Source organism: Chitinophaga sp., from assembly GCF_017745275.1.
Classification (GTDB): Bacteria; Bacteroidota; Bacteroidia; order Chitinophagales; family Chitinophagaceae; genus Chitinophaga.
On the sequence record NZ_JAGHZS010000005.1, the window covers coordinates 353,455 to 377,179 of the forward strand.

The 23,725-nt window shown below is 44.4% G+C and carries 32 protein-coding genes; 18 read left to right on the plus strand and 14 right to left on the minus strand.

What is annotated here, in order from left to right; genetic code table 11:
- Window position 1 precedes the first annotated feature (1 nt).
- The 3 genes from J7623_RS16500 to J7623_RS16510 are packed head-to-tail and all read left to right on the plus strand — an operon-like array spanning window position 2 to window position 1,714.
- On the plus strand, window positions 2-463 hold the full coding sequence (locus J7623_RS16500; protein ID WP_291922328.1) for a hypothetical protein: 462 nt from the start codon (window positions 2-4) through the stop codon (window positions 461-463).
- A 19-nt stretch (window positions 464-482) separates the two neighbouring features.
- Window positions 483-1,250 (plus strand): thioredoxin family protein, encoded by a 768-nt coding sequence (locus J7623_RS16505; RefSeq protein WP_291922331.1) that lies wholly within the window; start codon window positions 483-485, stop codon window positions 1,248-1,250.
- Window positions 1,251-1,306: 56 nt separating this feature from the next.
- Window positions 1,307-1,714: an organic hydroperoxide resistance protein gene (locus tag J7623_RS16510; protein ID WP_291922333.1), complete on the plus strand. Its 408-nt coding sequence runs from the start codon at window positions 1,307-1,309 to the stop codon at window positions 1,712-1,714.
- A 66-nt stretch (window positions 1,715-1,780) separates the two neighbouring features.
- Here J7623_RS16510 and J7623_RS16515 read toward each other — a convergent pair whose 3' ends face one another.
- Together J7623_RS16515 and J7623_RS16520 are read right to left on the minus strand one after the other, a co-directional pair.
- Window positions 1,781-2,278, minus strand: coding sequence for a DinB family protein (locus J7623_RS16515; protein ID WP_291922335.1), 498 nt, complete (start codon window positions 2,276-2,278; stop codon window positions 1,781-1,783).
- Window positions 2,279-2,281: 3 nt separating this feature from the next.
- Window positions 2,282-2,719, minus strand: coding sequence for a PaaI family thioesterase (locus J7623_RS16520; protein WP_291922336.1), 438 nt, complete (start codon window positions 2,717-2,719; stop codon window positions 2,282-2,284).
- Between the two features lie 120 nt (window positions 2,720-2,839).
- On the opposite strand from J7623_RS16520, the gene J7623_RS16525 reads away from it, so the two are divergent.
- A complete protein-coding gene (locus tag J7623_RS16525; RefSeq protein WP_291922338.1) occupies window positions 2,840-3,388 on the plus strand; it encodes a CHRD domain-containing protein in 549 nt (182 codons plus the stop codon).
- A gap of 41 nt (window positions 3,389-3,429) precedes the next feature.
- Here the strand turns inward: J7623_RS16525 and J7623_RS16530 are convergent, their stop codons facing one another.
- The gene (locus J7623_RS16530; RefSeq protein WP_291922340.1) at window positions 3,430-3,642 is read right to left on the minus strand and encodes a hypothetical protein; all 213 of its coding nucleotides are present in this window, start codon (window positions 3,640-3,642) and stop codon (window positions 3,430-3,432) included.
- A 144-nt stretch (window positions 3,643-3,786) separates the two neighbouring features.
- Window positions 3,787-4,353, minus strand: coding sequence for a sigma-70 family RNA polymerase sigma factor (locus tag J7623_RS16535; RefSeq protein ID WP_291922342.1), 567 nt, complete (start codon window positions 4,351-4,353; stop codon window positions 3,787-3,789).
- Window positions 4,354-4,616: 263 nt separating this feature from the next.
- On the opposite strand from J7623_RS16535, the gene J7623_RS16540 reads away from it, so the two are divergent.
- Both J7623_RS16540 and J7623_RS16545 read left to right on the plus strand, forming a co-directional pair.
- Window positions 4,617-5,282 carry a hypothetical protein gene (locus J7623_RS16540; protein ID WP_291922344.1) on the plus strand — a complete coding sequence of 222 codons (666 nt, stop codon included), beginning with the start codon at window positions 4,617-4,619 and terminating at the stop codon, window positions 5,280-5,282.
- Window positions 5,283-5,287: 5 nt separating this feature from the next.
- The gene (locus J7623_RS16545; protein WP_291922346.1) at window positions 5,288-8,065 is read left to right on the plus strand and encodes a TonB-dependent receptor; all 2,778 of its coding nucleotides are present in this window, start codon (window positions 5,288-5,290) and stop codon (window positions 8,063-8,065) included.
- Between the two features lie 43 nt (window positions 8,066-8,108).
- Here J7623_RS16545 and J7623_RS16550 read toward each other — a convergent pair whose 3' ends face one another.
- Complete coding sequence (locus J7623_RS16550) at window positions 8,109-8,627, minus strand: hypothetical protein (RefSeq protein WP_291922348.1); 519 nt, start codon at window positions 8,625-8,627, stop codon at window positions 8,109-8,111.
- Between the two features lie 178 nt (window positions 8,628-8,805).
- On the opposite strand from J7623_RS16550, the gene J7623_RS16555 reads away from it, so the two are divergent.
- The 3 genes from J7623_RS16555 (at window position 8,806) to J7623_RS16565 (ending at window position 10,451) form a co-directional block, all read left to right on the plus strand.
- Window positions 8,806-9,303, plus strand: coding sequence for a low affinity iron permease family protein (locus tag J7623_RS16555; protein ID WP_291922350.1), 498 nt, complete (start codon window positions 8,806-8,808; stop codon window positions 9,301-9,303).
- Between the two features lie 131 nt (window positions 9,304-9,434).
- A complete protein-coding gene (locus tag J7623_RS16560; RefSeq protein ID WP_291922352.1) occupies window positions 9,435-9,908 on the plus strand; it encodes a CYTH domain-containing protein in 474 nt (157 codons plus the stop codon).
- 192 nt (window positions 9,909-10,100) lie between these two features.
- Entirely contained in the window at window positions 10,101-10,451 is a 351-nt protein-coding gene (locus J7623_RS16565) for a DUF2200 domain-containing protein (protein WP_291922354.1), read from the plus strand.
- A gap of 22 nt (window positions 10,452-10,473) precedes the next feature.
- On the opposite strand, the gene J7623_RS16570 is transcribed toward J7623_RS16565, so the two are convergent.
- Both J7623_RS16570 and J7623_RS16575 read right to left on the minus strand, forming a co-directional pair.
- Window positions 10,474-11,220, minus strand: coding sequence for a hypothetical protein (locus J7623_RS16570; RefSeq protein WP_291922356.1), 747 nt, complete (start codon window positions 11,218-11,220; stop codon window positions 10,474-10,476).
- Window positions 11,221-11,304: 84 nt separating this feature from the next.
- The gene (locus J7623_RS16575; protein WP_291922358.1) at window positions 11,305-11,898 is read right to left on the minus strand and encodes an alpha/beta hydrolase; all 594 of its coding nucleotides are present in this window, start codon (window positions 11,896-11,898) and stop codon (window positions 11,305-11,307) included.
- A 326-nt stretch (window positions 11,899-12,224) separates the two neighbouring features.
- Here J7623_RS16575 and J7623_RS16580 point away from each other — a divergent pair, with 326 nt between their 5' ends.
- From J7623_RS16580 to J7623_RS16595, 4 genes are all read left to right on the plus strand, one after another.
- Complete coding sequence (locus J7623_RS16580) at window positions 12,225-12,659, plus strand: hypothetical protein (RefSeq protein WP_291922360.1); 435 nt, start codon at window positions 12,225-12,227, stop codon at window positions 12,657-12,659.
- A 53-nt stretch (window positions 12,660-12,712) separates the two neighbouring features.
- Entirely contained in the window at window positions 12,713-13,426 is a 714-nt protein-coding gene (locus tag J7623_RS16585; protein WP_291922362.1) for a hypothetical protein, read from the plus strand.
- 70 nt (window positions 13,427-13,496) lie between these two features.
- Window positions 13,497-14,102: a hypothetical protein gene (locus tag J7623_RS16590; protein ID WP_291922364.1), complete on the plus strand. Its 606-nt coding sequence runs from the start codon at window positions 13,497-13,499 to the stop codon at window positions 14,100-14,102.
- Window positions 14,103-14,195: 93 nt separating this feature from the next.
- Window positions 14,196-14,567 (plus strand): helix-turn-helix domain-containing protein, encoded by a 372-nt coding sequence (locus J7623_RS16595; protein WP_291922366.1) that lies wholly within the window; start codon window positions 14,196-14,198, stop codon window positions 14,565-14,567.
- A 51-nt stretch (window positions 14,568-14,618) separates the two neighbouring features.
- Here the strand turns inward: J7623_RS16595 and J7623_RS16600 are convergent, their stop codons facing one another.
- The 3 genes from J7623_RS16600 to J7623_RS16610 form a co-directional block, all read right to left on the minus strand.
- Window positions 14,619-15,491 (minus strand): NAD(P)-binding domain-containing protein, encoded by an 873-nt coding sequence (locus J7623_RS16600; protein ID WP_291922368.1) that lies wholly within the window; start codon window positions 15,489-15,491, stop codon window positions 14,619-14,621.
- A gap of 135 nt (window positions 15,492-15,626) precedes the next feature.
- On the minus strand, window positions 15,627-16,025 hold the full coding sequence (locus J7623_RS16605) for a VOC family protein (RefSeq protein WP_291922371.1): 399 nt from the start codon (window positions 16,023-16,025) through the stop codon (window positions 15,627-15,629).
- 1 nt (window position 16,026) lies between these two features.
- Entirely contained in the window at window positions 16,027-16,596 is a 570-nt protein-coding gene (locus J7623_RS16610) for a hypothetical protein (RefSeq protein WP_291922373.1), read from the minus strand.
- 106 nt (window positions 16,597-16,702) lie between these two features.
- On the opposite strand from J7623_RS16610, the gene J7623_RS16615 reads away from it, so the two are divergent.
- Entirely contained in the window at window positions 16,703-17,668 is a 966-nt protein-coding gene (locus J7623_RS16615) for a helix-turn-helix domain-containing protein (RefSeq protein ID WP_291922375.1), read from the plus strand.
- A gap of 140 nt (window positions 17,669-17,808) precedes the next feature.
- On the opposite strand, the gene J7623_RS16620 is transcribed toward J7623_RS16615, so the two are convergent.
- Complete coding sequence (locus J7623_RS16620) at window positions 17,809-18,414, minus strand: SRPBCC domain-containing protein (RefSeq protein ID WP_291922377.1); 606 nt, start codon at window positions 18,412-18,414, stop codon at window positions 17,809-17,811.
- Window positions 18,415-18,614: 200 nt separating this feature from the next.
- On the opposite strand from J7623_RS16620, the gene J7623_RS16625 reads away from it, so the two are divergent.
- The 4 genes from J7623_RS16625 (at window position 18,615) to J7623_RS16640 (ending at window position 21,189) form a co-directional block, all read left to right on the plus strand.
- Entirely contained in the window at window positions 18,615-19,010 is a 396-nt protein-coding gene (locus J7623_RS16625; protein ID WP_291922378.1) for a DUF1801 domain-containing protein, read from the plus strand.
- Window positions 19,011-19,144: 134 nt separating this feature from the next.
- Complete coding sequence (locus tag J7623_RS16630; RefSeq protein WP_291922380.1) at window positions 19,145-20,293, plus strand: heparan-alpha-glucosaminide N-acetyltransferase domain-containing protein; 1,149 nt, start codon at window positions 19,145-19,147, stop codon at window positions 20,291-20,293.
- A gap of 6 nt (window positions 20,294-20,299) precedes the next feature.
- Complete coding sequence (locus tag J7623_RS16635) at window positions 20,300-20,704, plus strand: hypothetical protein (protein ID WP_291922382.1); 405 nt, start codon at window positions 20,300-20,302, stop codon at window positions 20,702-20,704.
- Entirely contained in the window at window positions 20,704-21,189 is a 486-nt protein-coding gene (locus tag J7623_RS16640) for a hypothetical protein (RefSeq protein WP_291922384.1), read from the plus strand. Before J7623_RS16635 ends, J7623_RS16640 begins: the two co-directional genes overlap by 1 nt.
- Before the next feature lie 113 nt (window positions 21,190-21,302).
- Here the strand turns inward: J7623_RS16640 and J7623_RS16645 are convergent, their stop codons facing one another.
- From J7623_RS16645 to J7623_RS16655, 3 genes are all read right to left on the minus strand, one after another.
- Window positions 21,303-21,920 (minus strand): YdeI/OmpD-associated family protein, encoded by a 618-nt coding sequence (locus J7623_RS16645; protein ID WP_291922386.1) that lies wholly within the window; start codon window positions 21,918-21,920, stop codon window positions 21,303-21,305.
- Between the two features lie 75 nt (window positions 21,921-21,995).
- Window positions 21,996-22,907 carry an AraC family transcriptional regulator gene (locus J7623_RS16650; protein WP_291922387.1) on the minus strand — a complete coding sequence of 304 codons (912 nt, stop codon included), beginning with the start codon at window positions 22,905-22,907 and terminating at the stop codon, window positions 21,996-21,998.
- 159 nt (window positions 22,908-23,066) lie between these two features.
- Complete coding sequence (locus J7623_RS16655; RefSeq protein ID WP_291922388.1) at window positions 23,067-23,723, minus strand: hypothetical protein; 657 nt, start codon at window positions 23,721-23,723, stop codon at window positions 23,067-23,069.
- Between the last annotated feature and the right edge of the window lie 2 nt (window positions 23,724-23,725).

Genomic DNA, 23,725 nt, shown 5'->3' on the forward strand with positions numbered 1-23,725 from the left:
CATGCGTGTTATTATCTTATTCACCGTTTTACTCACCGGCATCAGCAGTTGCACCAGCCATAAAGCAGCGCTGCCCGCAATCCGGCCCTTTGCTTTCAACGATAGTGGCATGCAGGTGATTACCACCATCATCAACGAAAAATCCGGCGAAGTAGCCATGCTATATGGCAACCCCGCTGCGATGGCCGGTCATTTTAATCAGCTGGCTACCCCGCAGCCGGGTGCACAGTACAAGCTGGTCACCTACCGGGAACAGGCTAATCAATTTTGGTTCGGCAGCGATATCAATGGCGAATTGCTCCGAGTAGAAACGGTAGACATGCCGCCCGTGACCTCCGGAAAGGCGCCGGCCTATTCGCTGCAGAACTATAACGGCGATCAATACACGCCGGCAGATGCGGGTGAACGGGCAACCTTCATACCCACTATTGACCGCGCATGGTATCCATGTGATCCTCATTGATCTTTTAAAAAACAGGTATATGAAAACAATTATGATATCCTCCATTTTTGCGCTGTTATTAGGCGCCTGCAATATTTCATATGGCAGCAACTCCCGCACCTTGTTGCCTGCGACCGATAGTACCAACGGCTTCGCGGTAGTAGAACTGTTTACTTCTGAAGGATGCTCCAGTTGCCCGCCTGCCGATGAATTATTGGCCCGCCTGGAAAAGGAAAGTCAGGGTAAGCCCTTGTACCTGCTGGCATTTCATGTGGACTACTGGGACCACCAGGGCTGGAAAGACAGCTTTAGCCAGCATACATTTTCCGAAAGACAGGAAGCATACGCCGCCTGGTTGCATCTCAACAGCGTATATACGCCACAGGTAGTCATCAATGGTACCAGTCAATACGTAGGATCTGATGCCGGGAATATTATCGGGCGCATCAACGACGCTTTCAACGCCAATAGCGGCCCGCAGCTCGTACTGGAAGGGCAACCCGCCGATGGAAAGATGAATGTTTCCTGGACTGTTACTATGCCGCAAAAACATACCAGGCTGCACCTGGCCTTTGTACAAAAAAATGCCCAAAGTAATGTGCGGGCGGGCGAAAATGCGGGCAGGAAATTATCGCATGTGCAGATTGTGCAGCAGTTGACCACGGTGGATCCGGATAAAAGTCAGCATGCAATGGTAAATATACCTGCCGGCTTTAATAGCCGCGACTGGGAGCTGATAGGCTTTGTGCAGCGCAACAGCGATGGAAAAATTATTGCAGCCGGCAAAGCCACCATTGCACATCAATAATCGTATTACACGCATATCAGTATTTATCTCACAAAAAAAAATAAAAACACTTCACCATGAACAAAGTATTATATACCGGGAAAACACATACTACAGGCGGCCGCGAAGGCCAGGCGATCAGCAGCGATGAACAATTACAAATTAAGCTGGGCACACCCGGTAGCGGAAAAGGAACGAACCCGGAGCAACTGTTCGCCGCAGGATGGTCGGCTTGCTTTATTGGTGCCATGGGCATTGCGGCACAGGCAAGAGGTATTCGCCTGCCGGAAGGTACGGCGGTGAATGCTGAAGTAGACCTGGTGTTAGCCGGCAGCGACTATCACTTACAGGCACGGCTAAACGTAGCATTGCCTGGACTGGATCTGGCGATGGCGCAGCAGGTAGTGGAGGCTGCACATAATACCTGCCCGTATTCAAAAGCAGTGAAGAATAATATTCCGGTTACGATAGATTTTAGCCTTTAGCTATTAGCTTTTAACAAAATGCAGCGAAGAGCATATGACGTGGTCTTCGCTGCATTTTGCTAAAAGCTAAATGCTATTTTGAGCTACTTCTTCAGATGTAAGTCCATACATGGGCGGTGTTTTTACACCCAGCAGGTTCAGGTAGATATACAATTCGCCCCGATGGTGGATTTCGTGTTCTACCATGGCCCGCAGCCATTTCCAGGTGCGCATATTGATATTACCCGGTGTAGTACAGGTACGTTGCAGATCTTCATCGCTTAAACCACGGAAAATATCGAGTGATTGTGTGTGCAGTTGATGAAAGAAGGCCAGTACATTGTCGTAACCATCGGCGAGGTCTTTGCCACAGCCCTGGTAGGCGCTTTTCCTGCCGGCAATGGTTTCTGCAAACATATATCTTTCGATGGTGGCAATATGCCTGATTTGATCGCCGATACTGAATTTACCTGGACGGTAGGCCCAGTCCAGCTGCGCTGGCGGCACCACTTCTATCAGGCGAAGCGTACGCGCGCGTACTTTATCGTAGTACTCCAGGAAAGGTTGTATAGTAGTGATTTCCATGGTTTATTTACTTGCTTTCATGAATGTGAGTAATGCAGTGGCTACCTGTGATTCTTTGCCGGCGTTCAATATAAACAGATCGGTTTGCACCACGGTAATGGTAGCACCTCCCTTGATCACCCTGGCCCGTGCGATCAGCTTTTCTCCTTTGGCTTGCCGGAGATAATTGATTTTAAATTCTATGGTCAGAAAAGAAACATCTTCTGCATAAAGCGTGGTGGCGGCGTATCCACCAGCGGAATCGGCCAGTGCGGCAATAACGCCTCCATGAAAAATACCGTTGGTACGCAACAGGAAATCGGTAGGAGGAACGGTGATGGTAATGGCGCCATGGTCAATATTTTCGAGGGAGGCGCCATAAAACTGCATGAGTTTTTGCCGGCCAAAACTGGCGTTGATTCTTTCGCTGATCTGTGGGTCAAACATAAGTAATTGTTTCACGGGAAGATAGACATTTTTATGTATTTATATGGTAGAAAAACCGCATTGGCGCAGCGTTAATGTAACGTTAATTAAGCAACTATTCACACTCGCTGCACGTATTATCTATAAACAACTGTTATGAAAAAGATATCTCTCTCCCGCCTGTGGAAGAGACAGTGGATTGCATACAGTTCTTTATTTTTCGCTGTGTGTATGACTGCCTGTAGTGGCGGAGGTTATAGTAGTAATAATGGTAATCCTGGTGGCGGTAATACGTATTCCATCAGTGCATCGCTGACCGGGGCGCAGGAAACACCTGCCAACAGCAGTGTGGGTACAGGTACTTTAACGGGTACTTACGATCCATCCACGTATAAAATTACTTATACCGTTACGTGGAGTAACATCAGCGGTGCGCCCATGGGAATGCATTTTCACGGACCAGCAGCAGCAGGGGTTTCAGGGCCGGTAGTAGTGAGTATTACTGGTTTCCCCACAACGGCCAGTGGTACGTTTTCAGGAACAGCCGTGATCATGCAGGACCAGGCAGGCGATTTGTTGTCCGGCAGGTGGTATATAAATATTCATACCGCTACTTACCCGAACGGAGAAATAAGGGGGCAGATTACCAGCACCCAGATGACCAGTAGTTCGGGCTCAAATTCAGGATCAGGCTCAGGATATTAACGGTAACGGGGATGCATCTTTTTAGATGCATCCCCGTTGCGTCATGATGGGTTCTTATGTTCTGACTGTTTTGGCCTTGTCATACGGCGAAGGCTATACGCAATGCTCATTGTAATGCAGAGCGGACATACGCCAAACCGGAACAGGGCCAGGAAGGCTTTTTTATACCAGGGCAGGTGAGCCGGGATAATGGGACAATGTGGTCCTGCCTCTTCAAATTCTTTGATCCCCCAGATATTAGCAGCTGTTTTCATGGTCACTGTTTTTAACCGAAGAAATGATAAAGGCAAATACCCGTTAATACCAGGGAGACCATGCAAAGAATTATTTTTGTTTTTGTAGACATATGGAATTATTTTAAAGGTGATTTGTAGATTAATACCTGTTAGGCAACAGGATCACCCCAACAATCCGTTGTTTTCTTCCGTTTGTCTTATTTTTTTAACCTGCTGAATACACTTGTATTGTTGGCTAGCCGCTGTATGCTTGTTTTTCCACTTCATTTTTTTTATCAACGACTCCATCGGTTCCCGGTAAAAAAAGATAGCTTTTAGAATGCGTTGGCAATTCGCGGTAATCCGTTTTATCCAGGATTGTACTTTTTCGTCTTTGCTTTTTTCGGGGTGCAGGGTAGTTACGAAGGCTTCTTCGGGGCATTGGTAGACCGCGATATCAGTGACCGGCAGCAGTTTGTTATCCCGCAGGCGTTTCAGCCAAAGATTCCTGGCGATGGAGAAGAGGTAGGTTTTCAGGGAAGCGGTTAGTTGAAAATCAGGTTGCCTGATTTTTTGCAATAACACGATAATAGCCTCCTGGAAAATATCTTCCGCATCATGGGAGGTGCCATGGTTATGAGTGATATAGCTGGTGATGGCCGGGAAATAGTAGTGATAGAGCACCTCAAAAGCGGCATTTTGTTCGCTTCTGAGCCGGATAAGCAAGGTATCGTCTGAAATTGTTTGCATGCCAGGGTGGTGTTTAGTTGCTACTATATACCGGTAAACGTGTTTTATCACCCGTTAAAGGTAAAAATATTTAACAAAGCAGTTGGAAAGTGTCGAAAGCCGCTGCGGTAGCTATTTATCATAGTAGGTTATGCTTTAAGTGAGGGCCGGATTTTTATCCAGTTCTTTTTTGCCTTCACCCTTTTTGCTGTATTGATTGTCTATTGGAAAAATCAACCATGGTGTTTCGCCGCATACTGTACCTGTTATTATTTATTTGCTGTATGTGTGGCAAAGTAGCTAATGCCCAGTCACCGGGGCCGGAGCATGTTAATGTAGACGGCAACCTGGCTGAATGGGGGAAATCGTTGCGCAATTATGATAAATCGGCGGTGCTTTGGTATGATATCCATAACGACGCCGACTTTTTGTACATCGCTTTTAAGCGACCCAGCCTGGGTTGGAACATTGCCTTGCCTAAACGTTTGGTCATTGAGATCAGCGAGCCCAATAAGCCGGGCGTTCAAATTGTTTATCCGGGGCATTACAGCGACAATAAGGATGAGATGTGGAACCACCTGGAAATTAAGAGAATGGGTGCTACAGCATTTGATACCATGACCATTTATAACGACTTAGGTATCCAGGCGGCTGGTGGTTTCTGGGATAAGAAGGTGCCTGCAAAAGAAGTAGGAGGTGCGCCTGATGAAGGAGAAACGGCCTATATAGTAGGGGCGGATGGAGAATTGGCAATTCCGCGGAAGTTATTACCGGTGGCCACGGGTACCTGTACCATTAAAATGACTATAGGAGGGGGAGAAAGTGATTATATGGTTGCACTTAACAAGTTAAATCAAAATGCACATTTTGATTTGGGAAGGGGATCCGGGGATGGACTCACTGCATTGATTAAGGAATTCAAATTATCTGTTACCTATCTTTTAAAATAAATCTTTTGCATAAGTTCCTATTAACTGTCACATTGTTCTTAGTAACCGGCGCCGCGCTTTTTGCGCAACTGCCGTCTCCTCCCAAGCCTAAACCGTTAGCGATACGGAGGGTAAATGGCGTGGTTCGGGATAGCCTGGGTAAGGTTATCCCGGCTGCTGCCGTGAGGTTAATTGCTGCATCGGACACTTTGCATACATTGACATCTGAATATGGCGTATTTAATTTCCCGGAAGTGCGGAGTGTATACTTTACGCTGGAAGTACAGATGGCCGGTTATCATCCCTATTTCAAGAAATATTTCCTGAATGATGTGAAGCCTATCCTCGTATTACCACCGCTGGTGTTGACTTCCAGCCTGGTGCAGTTGAAGGGGATTACCGTTACCACGGAGAAGGGGCCGCAGCAACGGGGAGATACCACCGAGTTTTGGGCAAAGGATTACATTGTTCGCGATTATGCCCGCCTGGAAGATATGCTGAAGCGGATGGAAGGATTTTCTACAGATGCCAATGGCATGCTGAGTTATAATGGGAAACCTGTTAACAAAGCGCTTTTTAACGGCACAAAGTATTTTGATGGGGATGTAGCGGCGGCTATCAAAGAATTACCGGCGGATATTGTGGAGCGTATACAGGTGATCCAGGACAATGAAGATGGTACAGGTCCTAAAAAATCCATGTCTGCGGCTTCGTCTCAAACACTGAATATTGTGACCAAACCAGATAAATCTGCCGCCAGGATGTACCAGGCGAGTGCTGCTGCAGGTACGCAGGACCGTTATACCGGCGTGCTTTCCGCCAAATCATTGGATGGCAACAGGATGTGGGGCATTGGTGTTTCCAATACGCAGGAGCCCCTGGGTATCAAAAGAGAGGCGCCTTTAGGTACTATTAGTAATATGATGGAACGCATGGTATCCGCCTGGCAAACGGGAGGATCTGGCGGGATGTTGAAAGGATCAGCGGCCCGGTTGAATTACAATGATAGAATAGGGAAAATGTCATATAGCGTTGCCTATTTGTTTAACAGGACGCATATGTTAAACGAGACGGAAAATATGACCGAGGAGTTTTATAAGGATGGAAGTTTGAAAAGAAATACTACAAGCCGGGAAGATGACACCCGCACGGAACATGGCCTCATGTTGAGTGCGGATCTTCACCTGCCTGATTTCAGTATGATGACGCAACTATCCGCCAATACTACTGCCAGCGTGAGTAATAATACCACCGAAACCCGCCAGACCGGGATAATAGATAATTTGCAGCGGGGCGCAACAGGCATGCATACCCAAACACCCAACTACCGGTTTTCGGCTATGTTGAATTTTTTCGAGCATAAAAAGCTGAGGATGTCTGTAAGCCTGAATTCCGGCCTTAACGCCACAAATGGATCAGGACACGATAACACCGATATTTACAGTAGTGCCGGTGCCGGGAAACCAGATAGTTCCCTGTATCTGCTGCAACAACAAAAAATTAGCAACGCCAATCATGCTGTGGGCGTCACTTTTGCCTATGGCCACCGGGAGAAATATGACATTAAACTGGAGATAATCCCCTCACTCTTCAGAACGATCACCAATAATTACCGGGACCAGGTGATCGGCGATCAGCCGGCAAAGCGTTTGAATGACCTCAGCAATGATGAGGCGTTAACGAATGCCAGGCTGCCGGTTGCTTTGTCTGCTACTTATAATTTTACAAGGAAGCTGGCAGTGGAAGTGAGGGGCGAATATCAAACCATTTGGCAACAAACCCAACTTCGTTTGAAAGACCTGGATCTTTCTACCCGTTCTTCTTTTTTCTCACCCCACATCAGTTTCAGTTATCGTCGCTCAAATACCAGCGTGGTCAGAGCGTCGTATCAACGCAATGTAAATACGCCTTCATTGCTGCAACTGAATCCCAAACCTTATTATACAAGCCCTTTTGATGTGATGTTTGGAAACCCGGATCTGAAAAATGGTGTTATGACCACAGCATCGGCTGAGTATCAGAATTTCGGCACCCAATCAGGGATCATCGTTGATCTCTCGGGCCATTATATGTTCACGAATAATGGTATTGGAGCCAACAGGATTGTTCAGGTAGATTCGGTGACTAATACCATCCGTACGGAAACCCACTATCTGAATCTAAAAGGAGGAGATACTAAAACGATCCGTGCTTCCATCGCTAAAAACTTAAAGCCGATGAATATGATGTTTCGTTTGGCTGGAAACGCACAATGGGCAAAACAACTATTTTTCGCAAGCAGTCATGCTGAACAAACGGATCAGCGTACTTACGATGGTAATTTTACTGCTGCAATAACACCGGTAAAATGGCTGGACCTAGCGCCCGCAATAGCCTATACAACAACTAGTAACAATAATTCCCTGCAACCAGGACGTCCTTTGTTTAACAATGAACTGACGACGCAGTTAACTGCTGCTATCTTCCTTCCGGCAGATGTGAAAATGAATATCAATGCCAGGCAAACCGTGAGCCGCGCCAGCAGCCTGCCGGTGAGCCAGCATCCTTTTGTACTCAACGCCAATATTGAGAAACGTTTCCTGAGGAAAAAAGACGCCATTATCAGCTTTATGGTAATGGATGCCTTCCAGCAGAATAACAACAATATCATTACCCAGTCAACTACAGGGTTCTCTAATGCTGTAACAAATCTTAAAAGCCGGTATTTCTTATTCCAGTTGTCGTGGAATCCACAGCAATTTACCCGCAGTAAATCTGTTATCGGATCGCGTAGGGGAGATGGTAGTTTTGTGCCGGTGAAATAATGCTATTATAAAAAAGGTCCCTGAGAAGAGACCTTTTTTTACCTTATATCTTTTCGATGGACCGGATCGTAATGCCCCTGAAGCAATCATCCATGCACCCATTTTCTACGTAACCACAACTGGATATCATCCCGTTATTGGTTGCTTCAAAGTAAGTTTTTACATTACCTCTTTTTTGTAACCAGTCATCTTTCGCCTCGCGGTAAATATCATCTAAGGTGCGGAGCGCATATCCGTTAGCATGGGAACCCAGTTGCGCGGCATTTTCCGTCCATTCTTCCACAATTCGTATCGGGGGATTAGTTCGATCTACAGCTTTGGCAATGTAAGCACGTTGCACTACTTTGCCTTCTTTCACAGTAATCGTTGTTTCCGTGCTGAACCCTGTCCAGGAAGCAGAACTTACCGTATAGCGGTAAGAGTTACCAGATGCTGCTTTAAAGCCTGCCCAGGCGTCGTAGCTCCGGTTAAAATCCTTTTGGTAGGCGATCGTATCCTTTTTGCAGGAGATGAACACGGTACTGGTGAGTAATAGTAAAAAGAAGTAGATATTCGCTTTCATACATGGGCGTTTAGGTGGTTGAACGCACGAAAGGATGTAAATGTTACTGCCCCGTATGTTTTATTAGTTAAAGGTAAAAACCCGCGTTGGTACCTAAGCTCTGATAGCTTTCCGCTTTTCCATCATGGCACACATTTTATAGTACTTTAAAAATATTGTAGTGCTAATAACATACGTTATGGAAAACATGGACATTAACTCCACCAGGAAGGCCGGATTCTTTGAACGGATGGCAGCCATTGCTGTATCTGTTACCGGTAGCGCCGGCGCTTTTGTAGTAGCGTTGCTTGTCATCATTGTTTGGGCAATAACAGGTCCCATTTTTAAATATTCTGATACCTGGCAACTGGTGATCAACACTGGTACTACCATCGTTACTTTTCTGATGGTTTTCTTAATACAGAAATCACAAAATAAAGAATCCAAGTCCATACAACTCAAGCTGAATGAGCTGATTGCCGCTAATAAACTGGCCAGCAACCGCTTAATTGATGTAGAGAATTTAACAGAAGAGGAGCTGGATGTATTGCATAAGTACTACTGCAAAATGGTGGAAATCACCAGTTCCAAAGCCAATATACAGGAGTCACATTCCGTAGAAGAAGCCATATCAGCGGCATTGGGCAAACATGAAGAACTACTGATCAAGAAGAAAGGTAGGGAAAAGGGGGCATGAGGTTAGCATAGACGGCGGATTCAGCGGTATTTTGAGTGCCTGTTGATAGCACATTTTGTGAAAATAAATCTACATTTGAAATATCCTGCATACCTTTTTTGAGGCGTGCACCTTCATTTGAAAGAAATATTATGCCCAAAGAAATAGAAAGAAAATACCTGGTAGATCTGGATAAATGGCAGCAAGTAGAAAAGCCTGCCGGCCAGCATTATCGGCAGGGGTACCTGGTAACAGATCCTCAGAAAACCATCCGGGTAAGGCTTACGCCAACCCAGGGTTTCCTGACAATTAAAGGCATATCTACCGGTGCCTCAAGGCTGGAGTATGAATATGAAATACCTGTTGCAGAAGCAAAGGAATTGCTGGATAATTTCGCGGTATCAGAGTTATCTAAAATCAGGTATCATGTTGACTTTAAACAGCACACCTGGGAGGTAGATGAATTTCTGGGAGATAATGCAGGACTCTTTATTGCCGAAATTGAGTTGAGCAGTGAGGATGAGGCGTTTGAGATACCGGAATGGGTAACGGAAGATGTGACCGGGGAAAAACAGTATTATAATGCCAACTTAACAATACATCCTTATAAAAACTGGCAGCGATAATATGGATATTCATAAAGAAAATATAGCGGTGCAGATCATGGACACAGAGTACATGGTCAGTTTAAAATGGTATCGCGGCGCGAGCCGATATAACAATGGGGCAACACGGTATAAGAGAAAGTACTTGATGCGGTTGATCATATCAAGGGCAAAGGAATTAACTAGCAGGAAATATGATAAAGGTACTGTAATATGAATAATACAAAAATATTCAAAACAGCTTTCGCCGGTGTTTATCCGCTTTACGTGCAGAAAGTGGAAAGGAAAGGTCGTACCGCGGAAGAAGTAAATGAAATTATTTTTTGGTTGACGGGGTATGATAAAAAGTCCCTTCAGCAGCAAATTGATCAGAAAGTGGATTTTGAAACGTTCTTTGGAGAAGCGCCACGCATGAATCCCAATGTTTCAAAAATTACGGGCGTAATTTGCGGGTACAGGGTAGAAGAAATGGAAGAAGGACTGATGAAGCAGATCCGGTATCTGGATAAGCTGGTAGATGAACTGGCGAAAGGGAAGGCGATGGAGAAGATATTGAGGAAGTGAGGAGAAATTATTCGTACTACTATTATGGATTACCATATCCTTCCCACAATGCTTTCTCATACGCTGCGTCGTTAGTGTCGCTTAATATTCGTTTTGTTACGTTTACAGTATCCCCCTGGAGCCGATAATATTCCAGCGTCGACATGTTACTGGTATCGTCCATCCTGGTGGTATTGGGAATGAGCCTGACTCCAGCCAGGAGTTTTAATGTGTCATTTACCCAGTGGTATTCCTCCTTAAATTTAGTAGCATACCAGCTGCCTTCCCAACTGGAACGTATTACATTCCTTTCCGGCACATATGCAAAGTTCCATAGTTTACAATCTTCTCTAACGCATAAGCTGCCATCCTTCCTGGATAATATCGGTATTGTTGGCCTATGTCCATTCATTTGAGGGATGCCTGTGGCAAGAATATCCGTATAGCCGTCGCGGTTAATATCCGCTGTATCGATATAAGAAAGACCCATATCCATAATAGTGTCCTGCAGGTACCACTTGTTGTCATGTTTCCGGGCTATCCAAAGTTTAAAATCCTGGTCGTAAAAATAGAGTGTATCCGTCCTCCAGCCTAATATCATTACGAGGTTCGGATCTCCGAAGCCGCTATCCTTAAAATAAGAGGGTGTTGCAAAGCGTTGCATCGGCAAGCGAATACTATCGGGCAAGAGCGATAGGGAGATAAATGGCTTATTGGAAATTGGTTTACAGCTACTGTAAATGGTGAGTAGCCCAGGTAGTATTATTTTGAACCAGGAATAGGGAGACATAAAATAGGTTGAATGCGAAAATAATGATTTCAGTGAAGCGGAAGAAATTCCCCTTCACTGAATATCTTTTAAAGCAAATTGTTATTACTCGCCAAAATAATTCGTAATAATATGCCCAATCGTATCCGCTTTATCCAAAATCATCAGATGGCCACCGCCTTTGATCCGGTAATCCGGGTGTACCAGCCTGCTGGTAATTACTCTGTCCGCGGTGCCGTGTATCTGGATGGTTCGTTCTGGTGCCTGTTTATTGTTCCAGTAGGCCAATCCTCTTAGTGCCCAGCGAAAAAAGGTCACATCAGTATCCTTCAGCAGGTTCGTCAGCGCTTGCTTGTCTTCCGGTGATTTAGCGCCAAAGTAGCGATAGGTCAAAAAATTGGTACGTTTTATCAATGACCCGGGGATGATGCGGTACATACCTATCTTCATGAAGAAGAACTGTACCGGGTTCAATTCTTTCTTTGTTCGTACGGAGGAGATCAATACCATTTTTTTGAAGGGGACCAGTTTCGATACTTCCACTGCAACGATACCGCCGAAGGAGAGTCCGATAAGATATGGATGTTCCACGGTGATCTGGCTTTTTATCCTGCCGGCGTATTGCGTGAGCGATTCACCCGGTAATGCGGGTATCCAGTTGATAAATACTTTGTGATAGCCGGGGAGCTGCAAGTTCATGAATATACTTGAATCCGCACCAATACCACTGAAAAGATAAACTGTTTTTGTTGTGTCCTCCGGCGTTTGGGAAAACGCACGGAAGCTGATTGGCATAAGCAAAACTAAAAAAATCACCTTTACGCGGTGCACCATAAATGTTCTCATTTCCTCACTTTTTTCCTAAGCTGGCAGTTTTCGATATTAATAAAAAAGATAATCTGCAGGTCGAAAATCGCCATTACAGGCTATATCCTACCCGCATTACTCAAAAATATTGCCTAATATTGCATACCGCGGTCTCAAACGCGAAAACACTGGATTTAACTGTATTCCCGGAACTATATATGTACGATATAAAAATACAATCCCCATTTGACCGCTACCCGGTTGCCCATCCCGATTGCAATAGTGAAAAAGCCATGCACTTATACCAGCAAATGGATTGGGAACGCATTTACCGGGAGATAGAAGAAACCCGCAGCAGCCCGGAGAGCCCGTTTTATTACTTTGAAATAAACCGGAAAAATAACCTTGGAGAACTGGAAACGCTTTGTATTTCCGGGTTTGACGCCTACACTATTGGAATAGGATATATGCGGCCTAAAATGGAGCGGAAAGGATTTTTTGTAAAGAAGGACGTACTCAATCCCAAATTTTCCACTCAAATGGACGGTATGGAAATTCCCTTTGCATTATCCTGTTTGGAAGCATTTATGAAGGGCGACACCAACTACCTGGAAGAGAATTTACATAACAGGAGAGTGCCGCTCAGGCTTTAACTGCCGCGCTCCGGCGCCCTGGAACAATACTGCAGACTATTAAATTTTTTAACATGAAAAAGATGATCGCCGTATTGGCTTTATTAAGTACCGTGTTGATGGCCTATTCGCAGGATAGTGTAGTGTTGAACAGCTATTTAAAAGATAGCCTGGACATTATTTCCAGACGTGTAGAAAAGCAAATCATAAAGACCAGGTATATGGAGCAGGAGTTGGTCAGTACCACCGATACACTTACAGGATGGGAAGGAGTGACCGTGGCTTTGTACAAATATGTAGTGAAAGATAAAGTAAAGGGGCCGCTAACTGCATACGTTTATATGTTGAACGCGGATGCAAAACGACTCGCTTCCTGGATTATTTCCACTTGTGTACTGACCACCGGTAAGCTGGAGAAGAAGCACACCGATTTCATTATTGCGGCTGTTAGATCCGCCTCCGGCGGACAATTCCCTGTTTTAGGTATTGTATATGAAGATATGGACGGAACCGGGTTCAAACCTTATTTCTTTAAAGATGGGGTTACTGTATTTCTGAAGAAAAATGATGTGATCGATATCAGCCAGATCAATGAGGGAAACATGAAAGGTGCCGGCAAGTTTGCGAGGGTGATCAGCACCACCCGGGAAGAATACACTGCGAAATACCCGGCTACCCATCCGGAAGGTGCTAATTGGCTTGCGGTAGTAAGCGCCGCATATAAAGAAGCGATGAATTCAAATATCAATACCTTGTTTGTGGCCTGGGCAAATGGTAAGCTGCACTAGAGGCAGTGCTATTTACCTTTTTAAAGATAACGTTGTATATATTGTTTGTAATTATTTAAGTATCATACCTATGGGTTTAGTTGCCATCCCCTTTGCTGTTTCCCTTGATAAAGTAAAGGCTGTTTTTGGGTCAAAAGATGCGGCACTTTTAGAGAAAATAAAGGCCGCGCATTTATACGATCACTATGCCGGCGAGGACAAAGGCGATGGTCTTTTCGATCAGGCATTGGAAGATATTGTTTTCCATTACGTATGGCCGGATTCAGGACTGAAAAAAAATATAGGGCATCGTTATGGTTATGCACTGTTAGTTGTTTGCGATGCGTTGGGTACACATTTACTGCCTCAATGTGACGGCTTTTATACGGGATGGGACCTCGAAGAGGCAGTTACTATCTTAAATGAAAAAGGAATGGGGTGGAATGCAAACGATATGTTTGAGTCAGATAATGCATTTGGCCTTCCCTATGTTAACGACTTCCCTGCCATAAAAGTATTTTCCAAAGAAGAGATAAGGCGCATAAACGATGTGCTGGATAGCGTGGAAATTGATGAAAATAAAACAGACTTTGAAAAAGATGATTTCGATGAAGTACAGTTAATGCTGGAAAATCTGCGTAGCAGCTTCCGGACCTGCAAAGAGAAGGACGTAGAAATGATCACATTCCTGCATTGATGCCAACCATCCGATCCCATACGGATAATTTTATCCGTATGCCCGTAATTCAGGGATAAGGGATAATTTTGTCCTTGTTCAAACAGTACGACTATGTATGAGAAAAAGATGCCTAAGCAGTTAACCTGTGGGATGGCCATTATCATGGAAATTATTGGTGGGAAATGGAAATCATACCTCGTTTTTTTAATCAACAAAGGGGTGAAAAGACCTGGTGAGTTACATAAAGCAGTTCCTTCTGCCAGCAGGCGGGTATTGGATCTGCAGTTGCGGGAACTGGAATTTCATGGCATTATTAAACGGGTAATCTACCCGGAATTGCCTCCTAAAGTAGAATATTACCTGACAGAATTTGGTGAATCGTTATTACCGGTAGTAGCCGCCATGGATAAATGGGGAGAGCAATACCAGGGAGTATTTGAACAATTAATGCAAAAAAAGGAGCACCTGGCTGTTGCACAATAAAGATAAAAAGCCGCACTTAGTGTTTGTGCGGCTTTGATGGCGGAATATATATTATTTCAGAATTTTAAATACCGATGCCAACTGCTCATTTCCATAGCCGGCAGCTTGTGCTCTCTTGAAAAGACCCAGGATAAAGGAAGGAATTTCTGCATTGATACCTGCATCCTTTGCCTGTTGCACGAAATACTGTACTCCATCCGCGCAGATATTCAATGAACTTTCCGGGTTAGAATAATCGCCTGCCTGAATTACATCTGCCTGTCGTTTTATCATCTCTCCCAATACCGGTGCGGTATGTGCTATCATTGCACCCAGGGCTGCTATTGGGATACCCTCTGATTGAAAAATCTGAGCGCCATGAAAGAAACCTGTGGTCATACCGAATAGTGTTGACAGGAAGCCCATATCCCAGGTAGCAGCGGCGCCTGCTTCTTCTCCCATATATTGCAAACCTCCTGCAAGCGCTTTCAGTATATGTTCGTGTTGTTCATATGCTGGTTTGGAACCCGAAACAAAAATAGGAGTGTCTGGTCTTCCGATCTGGCTGGGCGTAGCCAGGATGGCGCCATCGATGTAATCCATATTTCTTTCCCGGGCCCATATGGCGCTGTCACGTGCATTTTTGGGAGTGCCGGAACTCAGCTCGATCTGTACTTTTCCTGCCAGCACCGGGGCTACTGCCGGGCTGCCTAATATGCTGCGGGTTTTGTCGTAGTTGGTAACACAAGTGATCATCACCGGACTGGCCGCGATAGCAGTTGCTACGTCCGGAATAAATATCGCCCCTTCCGCTATCAATGGCGCCGCTTTGGCCGCGGTACGGTTCCAGATGGTAACCTTATAACCGTGTTTCAACAGGGTACTTGCCAACACCGTTCCCATATCTCCTAATCCAATTACTGTTACTTTTTTGCTGCTTTCCATAATTACTGTTTTATTGACAGCAAAGGTGGATATATTCAAAGCGGCAGACAATCGGGGAGAAAATTTTCAGGGGCGGATAATTATGACCATATGGAAGAATGGGGCAGGCAGGCCACTATCGTGCAAATTGAATAGCTATAACTTCAACATCCAATGGATACCAAATTGGTCGACTAACCCGCCAAGCTTTCCGCCATAAAAATGGTGCAGCGGATATTTTATACTGCCTCCTTGCGATAACTTGTCAAAGTAAGTCGTGATTGCTTCTTCATCTTCACAGATCAGTGATAAACAAATGTTGTTGCCCACAAAGAACCCTGCAGCTTCCACCATGTCTGTGGCCAACAGCATCAATGGCCCTTTTTGCAAGGTAGCGTGCAAAATTTTTTGCTGCGCTTCTTCGGGCCAATCATTTGCCATAGGAGAGTGCTTTACTGTTTCCAGTGTTAGTTCTCCGCCCAGGCATGTTTGATAGAATGTCATGGCTTCGCGGCAGTTGCCGTTGAAAATAAGATAAGCGTGGAGGGTGGTCATATCAGTAATGATTGGGTTTAGCAGAAGGAGGAACAATAGCGGCAATCACCAGGCCTGCCAGCAGGCAACCGGTCACCTGGTCTATGCACTGCGCCAGGAAGAAGGCATGCGGAAATTCATACCAGTTCCAATAAATAGTACTCACGGAAGCACAAGCCAGGGCGCCCAATAAGCCGGCCGCCAGCACCCGTATCCAGTACGATGCCGCAAAGTGCGATAAGATAAAAGCAATGATCAGGGTGGTGATAAAATTACTGGCAAATTGCGTCAGTAACTTATTAGCCGACACCGGTATACCGCCAACAGGCCGGTAAATGATCATGCCCACCGGCCCCGTTTCAAACTTTTTCTCAAAGGTGGCTTCCTGTGTAGCGGTGGTGTGTTTGAAGTCTTTCCCCGGAAAGAAGTACAATCCTTGTTTGGGAAGGTTGCTTTCCAATGTCCTGATAATTGTATCTTCATCCGGGAGTGGCGTAAATCCTGCACCTGTGAACAGGACCATGTGTGAAACCGCTCCCCATATAAACAGGGCAACACACCCGGTGAAAGCGGCAATCAATATTCGTTTCATGATAGCTGATTTATAGCAATATTACTGTCATCTTCAAAATAGTAAGCATGGCAAAAACGACAATCTTATATGTTGATCGCGACAATGGTTTTATTAAATTCACAGTATGAAACACATTTCCATCCTGGCGTTGAATGATGCTACTATGACCAGTATCGACGGAAGCCTGCAATTATTTTCAAGGGTGAATGATTTCCTGAAATACAATGGCACGCCACCTTTTTATACCATTGAAGTAGTGGGCCCGGCGGCACATACCACGCTGAATGGTGGATTGTATACGATTAACGTGGATAAAAATATAAATGACGTCAAAAAAACAGACCTGGTGGTGATACCGATCATCTGTGGCGATTTTCAAAAAATACTGCGTTCAAATGAGAGATGCTGTGACTGGATCCGGAAGCAGTACCAACAGGGAGCGGAATTGGCCAGTCTTTGTGTAGGCTCCTTCTTTTTGGCGTCAACAGGGTTGTTGGATGGCCGGAAATGTGCCACGCACTGGGCCGCCAGGCATGAGTTTGAAACGATGTTCCCCGCGGTGAATTTGCTGGAAGATGCGATTATCACGGAAGAAAACGGTATTTATACCAGTGGCGGTAATTATTCTTATTTAAACCTGCTGTTGTACATTATTGAGAAGCACCTGGGAAGAGAAATAGCTGTGTTGGCTGCTAAAATGTTTGAGATCGATATTGAAAGAAAAAGCCAGCATCCTTTTCTCATCTTTATGGGACAAAAAAAGCATGATGATGCTGAAGTATTGAAAGCGCAGGAGTATATCGAAGATAATCCCGATAAGCGTTTTACAATTGAAGAGATCAGCGAAAAATTTGGCGTAGGCCGCAGAACATTTGAGAGAAGGTTTAAAAAGTCTACCGGTAATTCTCTGATAGAATATATACAAAGAGTAAAAGTAGAGGCCATCAAAAAGCAGTTGGAACTGGGGACTAAAACGGTCAATGAAATTGTTTTCGACATCGGGTATAATGATGTCAATGCTTTCAGGAAGGTGTTCAGGAAATATACCGGTATGTCGCTGGTGAATTACAGGAAGAAATATCAATCGTAGCATGCAGTGGCCGCTGGAAGGAGCGAAAAAGAAACAAGCCGCCCCGGTTGAGAAAGGCAGCTTGTTTTAAGGTATTAATTTCTACACTAAATGATGTACGAAGATGAAAGAGAAGCGGCGTAGATGACAGCCCTGTTTTCTCAGAACAACACATTCATTCCTTTCCCTGTTGTAATCAAACTGAACAGGCTTTTTTCAACAAGTTTTTCCCAGGCCCCGGAGCAGCCATCGTAGCATTCAAATGTTGGTACCAGCCCGTGATGGGTGAAAGTAAGTTTGGTTTTATCTCCTTCTTTAGAGATATCAAAAATTATCTTTGTACTGGTCCATTCGTCTTTATGGGGAACAAAGTTTAGCTTGCTTTCTGTTACCAGCCATTCCACTCTTTTGTTGGGAATAAGGTCTACTATCTTTTGTTTTGAATAGTGAATGTCTCCTGCACGATAGGTAAACTCATCATTGAGTTTGTCGGTGCTTCCGGTAATTTCTCCCTGCCACCAGCCACGAACGTTATTAATGGCATTGAACACCTCCTGGGGGGATTGGTCTACTAAAATGCTGGTCGTATAATCTTTCACTTCCATGGTTTTGGTATTATTTTTATTACATGATGTTGACTTATCAACTGCCGTTTGAGCGTAGCTGCGAGGGATCATTAAAAAAGCCGTTAAGCAGCCAATGAGCATTACGCTCCGAACATTCATGTTCCATGCCCGTCTTGATTTTTTATAATTGGCGTTTGTCATTTTTGTTTTTTTAGATAAAGAGTTGTGTCTTTTCTTTCTTGTTTATCAAAGATATCCTCTTATTCAGGTATTGAAAGGGGGTGAAATGGACTTTATAACGGGGTAATTTGGCCAGATTTTTTTTCCGGTATAACCAGGGCATTTTGGGTTTCATTAACTTGTGTGACTACCAGCATTGGTATCATTGAAAACCAAATTGAATGTCGATGAAAATTAGGAACCTGGTTGAATTGTTTACCGTTCTACCTGAAAACGAAAGAATAATTACAGATGTGCTACGACAAGTAGTTTTAGCCACACTCCCTGAATATTGCAAAGAGAAAATATCTTACAATGTTCCCTTTTTTTATGGCAATAAAGGGATCTGTATCATCTGGCCTGCAACTATCCCGCGGGGAGGCATCACCAGTGGAGTGCTGTTAGGTTTCTGGCAGGGATACCTGTTGCGTGATGAGGATCGTTTTCTGTCGCATGGTACCAATAAGAAAATTTTTTATAAGATCTACCAGGCACCGGAAGAGATTGATGAACAGCCGATAGAACAATTACTAAGAGAAGCCGTTAAATTAGATCGCACTTTCAAAAGCGTATCCTGACAGGTGGAATTGTGTTGATTTGATCTGGTAGTGCGGGCTCACTGCGTAGCTATAATGTCTCATTTGTAAATGATGCAGATATCCCGGATTTTGATTAAATTTAATACATTCCTATACTTCCCAAACTTCTTTACATGAAAAACCGTATAGCCTCTTTAGATGTACTACGTGGTGTTATCATGGTGATCATGGCGCTTGACCATGTCAGGGATTTCTTCTCCAATGTAAGGTTCAGCCCTACTGACCTGGCGCTTACCACACCGGGCTATTTCTTTACAAGATGGATCACGCATTTTTGTGCACCTGTATTCGTTTTTCTCGCTGGTACCGGGGCTTTCTTTTATGGGGTGAAGGAAAATAGTCTTACACAGCTTTCCCGTTTTTTGTGGACCCGCGGTGTGGTGTTAATCGCCATCGAAGTAACCATTATGTATTTTGGTACAGCCTTTAACCTTCATTATAACATCATAGTATTGCTGGTGTTCTGGCTCATTGGTTGTTGTATGATTGTGATGGCTGCACTGGTACATCTTCCTGTAAAATGGATAGCAGCTATAGGTATTTTACTCATTGTTGGCCACAATGCATTAGATAGTATCGGAGCCGACAAGTTTGGTGCAGCGGGTGTGGTATGGATGATATTGCATCAGCCAGGGATAGTGCCTGTTACCGCCAACGTAAATGCGTTAATTGCCTATCCGCTTATACCATGGGTGGGTGTAATGGCGATGGGATATGTTTTCGGCAGGGTTTTTCAGCTGGAGCCAGCCCGCAGGCAAAAAATTATGCTGCAATTGGGCATTGGCCTGGTGGTGGCTTTTATATTGATAAGAGCGGTCAATATTTATGGTGATCCCGTACCCTGGTCGTCTCAGAAGAATGGGCTGTTTACTTTACTATCTTTCCTTAACACCAACAAATATCCTCCTTCGCTCAGTTTCCTGTTGATGACATTGGGTCCTGCATTAATATTGTTGTCTTTTATAGATAAGGGGAACGGTAAGCTGCATTCATTTTTCCAGGTATATGGACGAGTGCCGCTATTTTACTATGTGGTACACTTTTACCTGATCCATCTTTTTGCTTTAATTGTTGGAGTTGGACAGGGCTTTAAAGTGCATGATTTTGTACAGTTTCCCAATCCATTTCCTGTTGGCTATGGATTTAATTTATGGGGTGTATACGCGGTGTGGATGGGGATTGTGGTGGTGATGTATCCACTTTGTAAATGGTATGGGAATTTGAAGGGGAGGAGTAATAGTAAGTTATTGAGTTATCTTTAGGTTTGTATGAAGGATAAATTTATCAGGGTAGAAGGCATTGCATCAAAAAAAGTAGAAGTGTTGCTGAACGCCAAATTAGGTACATGGCCTATTCACGCGAGTAGCTGTATCCTTTTCGTCAGTTATTCAGACTTTGATATTCCCCTGGGAGAAACTTTTTTTTACCTGATTGATAGAGAAGAGCGGGACGCGATGTACATTATCCAGGCAAAGCTAATCCAGGTTACACAATCATGGCTCAAGCCCTTTGACGAAATTCCAAGGGGGCATAAGTCAATTTGTGAAATTAAGCTGGATGATCCTTCGTTAAAGCTATTGCAGTCAAAATTACCGGTGGTAGATGGATGGGGAGAGAATGGGGAGCTGAAGTTTTTATTGGCTACGGGAAACGATATAAATCTAAGGAATTAATGTGGAAACTTATCAATACAATTGCTGTTGGTGGACTTGAAAATATTGGCTTTGACAGTGGAGATAGATTAGTGGTGTTGTCCAGCCAGGGAATTGGCATATTTGATTGCCTGACTGGAGAAAGGATTTTTCGGGATAGGGAATCGTCGTGGGAGGACTTTGACCCTGTTAGTGCTACTGTGCCCGGCATGGATGTATTATCCGGTAGCCTTATCCGGGTTTGTGGGTTGGATGAACCAGATTTTCTTCATAAAGAAACAACAGATGGATGGATGCTTGAGTGCATCGGGCCGGTGCCGGATGACGCACCTTTTGAGAAGTACCTCGTACACAAAATTTTCCTTACGCATAAAGAAGGGCAGTACCGTGAGCTGGTGGATAAGGATGGTCCCTGCGAGTTAAGAGCATATGGTTTTTCCCCAACTGGTAATACGCTTGTAGTAGCACTCAGTTGTGATCTGACGATCTGGTCCAGAGTACATTAAAGGCTTACATTTTCTTTTCTTGAATACCGTTTCCTGTAATTTCTATTATGCCAGGCCAGCATCGTCGATATCAATAGCGAGTTTCTTGCCCTATATGCTGGCCATGGCAGTACTTACTTCTTATGCTTCCAAAATCTGCCCTTTCCCTCTGCTATCCATTCCAGTGCTTCAGAAATTCTTTTCTGTCTGGTTTCGTCAGTTTTAGCGTCACTTATCCATACAATGTATTCTTTACGGAAAGAATTGGATTTGCTTTCATAAACCTCTTTAGCTTTGGGATTACCCGCTAATGCCTCCTGGAAATAATCGGGTGTCTCTAATACCTTTGGTTTCTCATTTACAGGTTTTTCCCTCTTTATCTTAGTTCCTTTTTCATTCAAAGCCATGGCTTCTTTTATAAGCGCAATAAACTCCTGATCGGCAGGTACTTCGTCCAGGCGCGTGATCTTTCCTAAAAAGCGCTTGATGGGCTTAACATCCTTATCTGCTTTCAGGCGCGGATCGCTCATCAGCTCACCTTTTAGAAACGTAAAAGAACAATGTTTGCTGTAGGCGGCCATTACGCACATGTGATCACCTTTATAATCAAAATGTGGGATGCCCCATTTAATAGCTTCTTCAACTTCCGGACAGTTCTTAAGAATCAGCTTGCGCCAGTGCGCTAATATAGGTTTTGCAAAATCTTCCGCACTGGTGATGTAAGCATCAATTGCTGGATTGGAATTCATCATATTATAATTCAAATTGGTCCTGCAAAGAAAACTAATGAAACACAAATTGATCTGTCAAAAACTTGGTTTTACCGATCAATTTGATTGCCTGCGCTGCTGACGGAATGTTGAGGGCGACATGCCTACCTGTTTCCTAAAGAACCGGCCAAAATTGGTTGGGTCGGAAAAATTAAGCTGGTAGGCAATCTGTGCAATCTCAAAGTTGGTGTACTGGATAAGTGATTTGGCTTCGGTGGCCAGGCGCTCGGCAATAAAACTCAGCGCGTTCCTGCCTGAAACCTGTTTAACAGATTGGGAAAGATAATTTGAGCTAACCGATAGCATGTCGGCATACTCTTTAATGGTGCGCTTATGGATATAATTGTTATCGACCATCTGGATAAAGTTACGCAGGAGTTGTTCCTGCCGGGTTGTCGGCATTTCAGCCCTATTTCTTTCGAGGGCAAATCCTTCCAGGTGGCAGAGCAGGCCTAACAGTTTCAGACGTGCTTCGAGGTGCCCGTCCTTATCCGAGTGTTCATAGGCAGAGAAAACAGCTTCAAAATGCTGTGCCAGCTGGCCGAACATGCTATGCCCGAACTTGAACAGATTGGTACGATGCGAGTCAAACAGTGTGAACTGACTGTGAAAATCAGGTCTGAAAAACGAAAATGCCCCTGGCTTAAAGTAGACCAGATACCCTTCCAATGAATTGTTATGGGCAAAACTGTAGACCAGGCCAGGCGAGTGGAATACCAGGTACGCTTCGGGGTCACTGGCGCTTTGGTCCCCATAATTGACGTGGACCTTACCCGAATTCAACAGCAATGCAAAAAAGTAAAAGGAACGCTTGAATGGTGGCCTGTAAACAGGAATATTCCCTCCTTCCAGAGGCTTTAACCGAAGACAGAAAAAATCAGGATTAGCCGTTCTGGATGGCCATGGAATAGACGCAAGAAAATCATTAATTTCTGTATAATATGGAATGGGCGTTTTTATTTTTTCCATAAGGGACATAAAGGAGCCTGGCCAAAATTAGCAATAAATTGCAGGCAAAGAAAAATAAAAAAGCACGTAAATCAATAATTTAAGTTTTTTTCCGTCCAGGCAAAACAATATTGGAACCATTTCTTACATGATTTGAGATAACTATTTGCCAATAGAAAATCAGTAAAGATTTATGCTCATATCCCGCCGGAAAACCAGGGTCTCCGACGTAATGGAGCCAATCCCATTTTGAGCGTCCGGATGATCAATCAAACCACTTGACTTACCATACTCTTCAAAATTATCTGATCCGATGAACACAATTAATTGGTTCAGGTCACCGCCATCTACCACCTGGTAGGCGAGGAGTTTCCGTACTTTTTGTTTGAGAGTGCTTACTAATTTAACAGCTGCGTCGGTATTGGTGATCCTGATAGTCAGCAGGCGTATAAACCGTGAACCTAGCACGAGGCTGTCTTCCGGGTCAGATACTGCTAATCTCACCGCTTTATACCCCACCATAAAATTGGCGAAAGGCTCGGTATGCAAGGCATTATCAGCGGCATCGCCTGAGGGATTAACGCGGTGGTCGAATTCATTCCATGAATGGCCGAAGGTAGCATCCAGGAACTGACCATCACGTGGACCCGCGATGAAGTACCAGCCATACCAGTTCCATGTATCATTATTGGCGAGATGCCAGCGGAGATGCTGTTGATAGCCTGCTTCAAAAGTGGCGGCCTGACCGTCTTTAGGTTTCCAAATAGAAAAGCTGGCAACGTTCTTCTGCGCATTGGCCACAGTCGCCAATACGAGCAAAAAGGGAATCAGTTTCATAA

What these genes read in the sequence shown, in the direction of transcription:
- J7623_RS16500 (WP_291922328.1), top strand. Translation starts at nt 2, where the DNA reads ATGCGTGTTATTATCTTATTCACCGTTTTACTCACCGGCATCAGCAGT.
- J7623_RS16505 (WP_291922331.1), top strand. Translation starts at nt 483, where the DNA reads ATGAAAACAATTATGATATCCTCCATTTTTGCGCTGTTATTAGGCGCC.
- J7623_RS16510 (WP_291922333.1), top strand. Translation starts at nt 1,307, where the DNA reads ATGAACAAAGTATTATATACCGGGAAAACACATACTACAGGCGGCCGC.
- J7623_RS16515 (WP_291922335.1), bottom strand. Translation starts at nt 2,278, where the DNA reads ATGGAAATCACTACTATACAACCTTTCCTGGAGTACTACGATAAAGTA.
- J7623_RS16525 (WP_291922338.1), top strand. Translation starts at nt 2,840, where the DNA reads ATGAAAAAGATATCTCTCTCCCGCCTGTGGAAGAGACAGTGGATTGCA.
- J7623_RS16530 (WP_291922340.1), bottom strand. Translation starts at nt 3,642, where the DNA reads ATGAAAACAGCTGCTAATATCTGGGGGATCAAAGAATTTGAAGAGGCA.
- J7623_RS16535 (WP_291922342.1), bottom strand. Translation starts at nt 4,353, where the DNA reads ATGCAAACAATTTCAGACGATACCTTGCTTATCCGGCTCAGAAGCGAA.
- J7623_RS16540 (WP_291922344.1), top strand. Translation starts at nt 4,617, where the DNA reads ATGTGTGGCAAAGTAGCTAATGCCCAGTCACCGGGGCCGGAGCATGTT.
- J7623_RS16550 (WP_291922348.1), bottom strand. Translation starts at nt 8,627, where the DNA reads ATGAAAGCGAATATCTACTTCTTTTTACTATTACTCACCAGTACCGTG.
- J7623_RS16555 (WP_291922350.1), top strand. Translation starts at nt 8,806, where the DNA reads ATGGAAAACATGGACATTAACTCCACCAGGAAGGCCGGATTCTTTGAA.
- J7623_RS16560 (WP_291922352.1), top strand. Translation starts at nt 9,435, where the DNA reads ATGCCCAAAGAAATAGAAAGAAAATACCTGGTAGATCTGGATAAATGG.
- J7623_RS16565 (WP_291922354.1), top strand. Translation starts at nt 10,101, where the DNA reads ATGAATAATACAAAAATATTCAAAACAGCTTTCGCCGGTGTTTATCCG.
- J7623_RS16570 (WP_291922356.1), bottom strand. Translation starts at nt 11,220, where the DNA reads ATGTCTCCCTATTCCTGGTTCAAAATAATACTACCTGGGCTACTCACC.
- J7623_RS16575 (WP_291922358.1), bottom strand. Translation starts at nt 11,898, where the DNA reads ATGAACTTGCAGCTCCCCGGCTATCACAAAGTATTTATCAACTGGATA.
- J7623_RS16580 (WP_291922360.1), top strand. Translation starts at nt 12,225, where the DNA reads ATGTACGATATAAAAATACAATCCCCATTTGACCGCTACCCGGTTGCC.
- J7623_RS16585 (WP_291922362.1), top strand. Translation starts at nt 12,713, where the DNA reads ATGAAAAAGATGATCGCCGTATTGGCTTTATTAAGTACCGTGTTGATG.
- J7623_RS16590 (WP_291922364.1), top strand. Translation starts at nt 13,497, where the DNA reads ATGGGTTTAGTTGCCATCCCCTTTGCTGTTTCCCTTGATAAAGTAAAG.
- J7623_RS16595 (WP_291922366.1), top strand. Translation starts at nt 14,196, where the DNA reads ATGTATGAGAAAAAGATGCCTAAGCAGTTAACCTGTGGGATGGCCATT.
- J7623_RS16600 (WP_291922368.1), bottom strand. Translation starts at nt 15,491, where the DNA reads ATGGAAAGCAGCAAAAAAGTAACAGTAATTGGATTAGGAGATATGGGA.
- J7623_RS16605 (WP_291922371.1), bottom strand. Translation starts at nt 16,025, where the DNA reads ATGACCACCCTCCACGCTTATCTTATTTTCAACGGCAACTGCCGCGAA.
- J7623_RS16610 (WP_291922373.1), bottom strand. Translation starts at nt 16,596, where the DNA reads ATGAAACGAATATTGATTGCCGCTTTCACCGGGTGTGTTGCCCTGTTT.
- J7623_RS16615 (WP_291922375.1), top strand. Translation starts at nt 16,703, where the DNA reads ATGAAACACATTTCCATCCTGGCGTTGAATGATGCTACTATGACCAGT.
- J7623_RS16620 (WP_291922377.1), bottom strand. Translation starts at nt 18,414, where the DNA reads ATGACAAACGCCAATTATAAAAAATCAAGACGGGCATGGAACATGAAT.
- J7623_RS16625 (WP_291922378.1), top strand. Translation starts at nt 18,615, where the DNA reads ATGTCGATGAAAATTAGGAACCTGGTTGAATTGTTTACCGTTCTACCT.
- J7623_RS16630 (WP_291922380.1), top strand. Translation starts at nt 19,145, where the DNA reads ATGAAAAACCGTATAGCCTCTTTAGATGTACTACGTGGTGTTATCATG.
- J7623_RS16635 (WP_291922382.1), top strand. Translation starts at nt 20,300, where the DNA reads ATGAAGGATAAATTTATCAGGGTAGAAGGCATTGCATCAAAAAAAGTA.
- J7623_RS16640 (WP_291922384.1), top strand. Translation starts at nt 20,704, where the DNA reads ATGTGGAAACTTATCAATACAATTGCTGTTGGTGGACTTGAAAATATT.
- J7623_RS16645 (WP_291922386.1), bottom strand. Translation starts at nt 21,920, where the DNA reads ATGATGAATTCCAATCCAGCAATTGATGCTTACATCACCAGTGCGGAA.
- J7623_RS16650 (WP_291922387.1), bottom strand. Translation starts at nt 22,907, where the DNA reads ATGGAAAAAATAAAAACGCCCATTCCATATTATACAGAAATTAATGAT.
- J7623_RS16655 (WP_291922388.1), bottom strand. Translation starts at nt 23,723, where the DNA reads ATGAAACTGATTCCCTTTTTGCTCGTATTGGCGACTGTGGCCAATGCG.